2 protein-coding genes and 1 pseudogene are annotated in these 1,904 nt (G+C 66.1%); 1 reads left to right on the forward strand and 2 read right to left on the reverse strand.

The genetic code is table 11. The annotated features are described in order from the left end of the window. Positions 1-267 (reverse strand): annotated as a pseudogene (locus AC3XYG_RS22895) (hypothetical protein); the annotation flags it as partial. Between the two features lie 186 nt (positions 268-453). Beyond that, positions 454-1,248, reverse strand: coding sequence for an SDR family oxidoreductase (locus AC3XYG_RS22900; RefSeq protein WP_489142175.1), 795 nt, complete (start codon positions 1,246-1,248; stop codon positions 454-456). A gap of 252 nt (positions 1,249-1,500) precedes the next feature. Between AC3XYG_RS22900 and AC3XYG_RS22905 the strand changes: the two genes are divergently transcribed. Next, positions 1,501-1,656: a hypothetical protein gene (locus AC3XYG_RS22905; protein WP_489142176.1), complete on the forward strand. Its 156-nt coding sequence runs from the start codon at positions 1,501-1,503 to the stop codon at positions 1,654-1,656. Positions 1,657-1,904 lie beyond the last annotated feature (248 nt).

Here is a 1,904-nt window from a genome sequence, read left to right on the forward strand (position 1 = left end):
CTGCGGGCTCATCGTCGTCTTGCCGTGCGGCGCCAGGGCGACGCCGGTCTCGGCCAGGATGTCGCGCATCCAGCGGGCGTTGCGCTCGATCACCGACCGCTTCAGCACCGCCTGCGGGAAGGGCAGGTCGCCGGCCAGCGCATTCCAGCCCTGGTCGCCAATGGCGCGGAACGGGATCGGCTGCAACCCCGGCGGCAACCCCTTGCTGGCACCGTCGATCGGCGCATCGAGAATCGGGTCGAGGGCGAGGATGGAGGGGGTGAACATCAATTCGTCTTTCGTTCGTAAAGACCTGTTTTGTCTAATATTTCTTTGTCATGCTCGTCCTCGGACCTGATCCGAGGATTGATCCGGGCATCCAGAAGTTGTCGGCAGTCTCTGGATTGCCGGTCAAGCCCGGCAATGACAGCAAAGGGAAAGGCCTCGATCCCCGGATTCGGGCCGCCGTCGCCATCAGAAGTCTTCCAGCGTCAGCTCGCCCGCCATCACCCGGTTGCCGGCGGTCAGGCCGCCATCGACCGGCAGCATCGCCCCGGTGATGAAGCCGGCCAGCTCGTCCGAGGCCAGGAAGGCCACGGCCTTGGCGATGTCGGACGGTTCGGCCACCCGCTCCAGCGGATACCATTTGCGCAGGGAGTCGAAGATCTCCGGCTTCTTGTCGATCCGTGCCTGCCAGATCGGCGTGCGCACGGTGCCGGGGCAGATGACGTTGGCACGGATGCCGTAGGGGCCATATTCCACCGCCAGCGCGCGGGTGTAGCTGATCAGCCCAGCCTTGGCCGCGCTGTAGGCCGGGTGGCCCAGCGTCAGCAGGGCGTTGACGCTGCTGATGTTGACGATGCCGCCGCGGCGCCGCGCCTTCATGCCGTCGATCACGGCCGCGGTGACGTGATAGGCGCCGTTCAGGTTCAGCTCGATGTCGGAATGCCAGCTTTCCACCGTGGTCGAGGCCAGGGTGCCGCGGTCGCCGCCGCCGGCATTGTTGACCACGATGTCGACCGGGCCGGTTTCGGCCGCCGCGGCCTCGATCGCCGCCCGGGTCCGGCCGGCATCGCGCAGATCGACCGCCGCCGCCGCGGCCCGGGTGCCGTTGTTCTTCAGCGCCACGACCCGGGCCGCCAGCGCGGCGGCGTCGCGGTCGGACAGGATCAGTGTCGCCCCGGCCTTGGCGAAATGGTCGACGATGGCGCCGCCGATGCCGCCCAGCGCGCCGGTGACGAGGACGGTCTGGTCGGCGAAGCTGGTCATCTCAGGGTCTTTCCGGCGAAGGCGGCGAGGGGTGTGGAGCGCGATCGTATCGCACTGTTTGAAACTTACAAGATAGGTCTCGTCCGCGTGCATTGCAGCATGGGGTGGTAGGGCGTTGCACAGCGTCTTCCGACTGAAATCCGGGCGCTATTGCTGAATAATGGAAGAGGGTGATTGCCATTGCCGGTTCCGATTTGCGTCCTAGCCGGAGATGTAAGAGAGTTACATCCATGGCCATGAGGGGCGAACGCGATGCCTGAGCGGCAGGGCCTGAAAACCACGATCCTCGGCGGCCTGAAGGTGTTCGGCGTCGTCACAGCCACGATCGTCGGGCTCTGCATCCTGCTGGTGGCCGGCCTGCTCATCTGGATCGAGATGAGCGGCGGCCTCCACCTCAGCTTCGGATAGGGGGCGGCCGATGATGAAGACGAGTCGAATTCGCGGTCGCGCTCAGCCCGGCTGCAGCGCTATCTGGTGCGGGGCCTTGCCCTCGGCGCCGTCAAACGACAGGGACTATCCATGAGCAAGCGTGAGCATTTCGGAACCACCGTCACCGGTGCCGGCGGGCAGAAGCTGCCCTTCTCCAAGGCGGTGCGGGCCGGCGATTTCGTCTACGTCTCCGGCCAGGTGCCGTTCGACGAGAACGGCGTGGTCGT

It is taken from the genome of Inquilinus sp. (assembly GCF_057815775.1).

Bases quoted from the DNA above. Each gene is read 5' to 3' on its own strand.
- AC3XYG_RS22905 (WP_489142176.1), top strand. From the start codon at position 1,501: ATGCCTGAGCGGCAGGGCCTGAAAACCACGATCCTCGGCGGCCTGAAG.
- AC3XYG_RS22900 (WP_489142175.1), bottom strand. From the start codon at position 1,248: ATGACCAGCTTCGCCGACCAGACCGTCCTCGTCACCGGCGCGCTGGGC.